The sequence below is a fragment of the Paraburkholderia rhizosphaerae genome (assembly GCF_004366595.1).
GTDB classification, from domain to species: Bacteria; Pseudomonadota; Gammaproteobacteria; order Burkholderiales; family Burkholderiaceae; genus Paraburkholderia; species Paraburkholderia rhizosphaerae.
In genome coordinates this window covers 1-1,804 of the sequence record NZ_SORE01000057.1, presented here as the reverse complement: position 1 = coordinate 1,804, position 1,804 = coordinate 1, and the positions used below count along the sequence as shown (strand labels likewise).

Below are 1,804 nucleotides of genomic sequence, written 5' to 3'. Positions count from 1 at the left end.
GTACCGGCCGGTGCGCATCACGCAGAAAATCGACGCCACGCGCAGCACGTCGACGACGATCAGCTACGCGGCGGACTTCACGCCGTCGACGACGACCGAGGACGCGGACGGTCTGGCGGTGAAGACGGTGACGACCTTCGACAGCGAAGGGCGGCTTGTCACGAGCAAACGCGATGGCGTGGCGCTGGTGACGAACGCCTACGACAAACGCGGCAACGTCACGCGCACCAACGCGAACCTGCTGGGCGCCGACGAGGTGATGACGTACGACGCCGACGGTCGGGAGACGGCGCGCGGTGTGGCGATGGCGGGCGGCGCGATGGTGACCTGCCGGCGCTACAACGCGATGGGCGATGTGGTGCGCGTGTGGGGTCCGGCGAAGACCTCGGGCGTGAGCATCTGTCCGGTCGAAGCGGCGCCGGTGGCGATCACCGATACCGCGTACGACGACCATCACCGTGCGTCGCGCGTGACGCGGTATCTGGCGGCAGCGGAGGGCGGCAACCGGGTGACCGATACGGTGTACAACGCGGACGACAGCGTGAAGAGCGTGCGGCGCGCTGTTGGCACCGGACAGGAACAGGCGTACGCGAGCTACACGTATAACGCGAACGGGACGGTGGCGCTGATCACCGACGCGAAGGGCAACACGACGGTGAACCTGTACGACGGTCATGACCGGCTGTATCGCACGCACTATCCGCTGGAGGGTCAGCCTGGGATGGGCGACGCGAATAACTACGAGCAGTACACGTGGGATGCGAACGGGAACCTGGTCGCGCTGAGAAAGCGCAACGGGCAGACGGTCACGCAGGGGTTCGATGCGCTGGACCGGCTCGCGACGCGCACGTTTGCGGGCGGGGCGGGCAACGTGCAGTACGGCTACGACCTGCGCGGGCTGAAGACAGCGTCGCAGTACAGCGACGGCAGCCATACGGTGACGAACAGCTACGACGGGCTGGGGCAGCTGACGCAGACCAGCGCGGCGGGGCGCACCTTGCGCTACACGCGTGATGCGGCGGGCAATGTGACGGATATCGCGTGGCCGGACGGGTTTCATGTGGCGACGACGTACGACAGTTACCGACGCCCGGTGCAGCTGCTGGAGAACGGCACGGCAAGTCTGGCGAAATACAGCTACGACACGCTGAACCGTCGCACGCAGGTGGAACTGGGCAACGGCACGCGCACGGAACTCGCGTATGACGCTCAGGGCGGACTGTCGACGCTGAACCACCGCTTCACCAGCAGCACGGAGGACTGGCTGGCGAGCCTCACGCGTAATCAGCTGGGCGAGATCCGTCAGGCGAGCGTGACGAACAGCCGCTATGCGTGGACCCCGGCGGCAGCAAGCACGGCGTATGCGGCGAACGCGCTGAACCAGTACACGGCGGCGGCGGGCAAAGGCGTGATGCACGATGCGAACGGCAACCTGACAGGCGACGGGGTGTGGACGTACGGCTACGACCTCGATAACCGGCTGAAGACGGCGAGCGGTGCGGGCACGAACGCGACGCTCGCGTATGACCCGGAAGGGCGGCTCGTGCGCACGACGGTGAACGGGGTGGACACGACGCTGCTGTATGACGGGCAGAACCTGGCGGCAGAGTATGACGGTGCGGGGACGCTGACGCGGCGGTATGTGTTCGGGCCTGGGCTGGATGCGCCGCTGGTGCAGTATGAGGGCGCAGGCACCAATGCAAGGAGCTGGGTGTATGCGAACCAGCAGGGCAGTGTGGTGGCGCTGGCGAATGGCAATGGGGTGACGACGGGTGGTCAGGGGTATGGGCCGTTCGGGGAGACG

At 66.8% G+C, this 1,804-nt stretch carries 1 pseudogene; it reads left to right on the top strand.

Annotation, left to right across the window (positions count from 1 at the left end):
• Positions 1 to 1,804: pseudogene (locus tag BX592_RS33360) on the top strand (RHS repeat-associated core domain-containing protein); the annotation flags it as partial.